The organism is Pseudomonas sp. ICMP 10191 (assembly GCF_001467335.1).
Taxonomy (GTDB): Bacteria; Pseudomonadota; Gammaproteobacteria; order Pseudomonadales; family Pseudomonadaceae; genus Aquipseudomonas; species Aquipseudomonas cerasi.
Map to the genome: position 1 here is coordinate 1 of NZ_LKGW01000062.1, position 327 is coordinate 327.

At 53.5% G+C, this 327-nt stretch carries 1 protein-coding gene; it reads right to left on the bottom strand.

What is annotated here, in order from left to right:
* Window positions 1-18: 18 nt before the first annotated feature.
* Window positions 19-327, bottom strand: a 309-nt coding sequence (locus AO388_RS06540; protein WP_236713901.1) for a terminase TerL endonuclease subunit, incomplete at its 5' end; no start/stop codon positions are given.

The window sequence follows — 327 nt, forward strand, 5'->3', positions numbered from 1 at the left end:
AAATGATTGATGCTGTGTTCATTCGAATATTGGGTCCCGGATTGAATCCATGAATCGGTCCACGCCGCCATCGCCGGCAACGACTTGCATCATCGCCCGCCCGACCGACATGATCAGTGCAACAGCGCCATCGATCTTGTTGTCATCGCCCTGTTTGATGGGCCGTACTACGTCGTTGTTACCGGGCATGTTTTTGCCGATCACGTTGCCGATACACCAGGTCATTATCGGATTGCCGTCATGGTGGAACCTTCCAGCGGTGATAGCCGCTTCCAGCTCTTTCATGGCGTCAGACATGTTGGTGTAGTTCTGGGTGATGGTGATCGG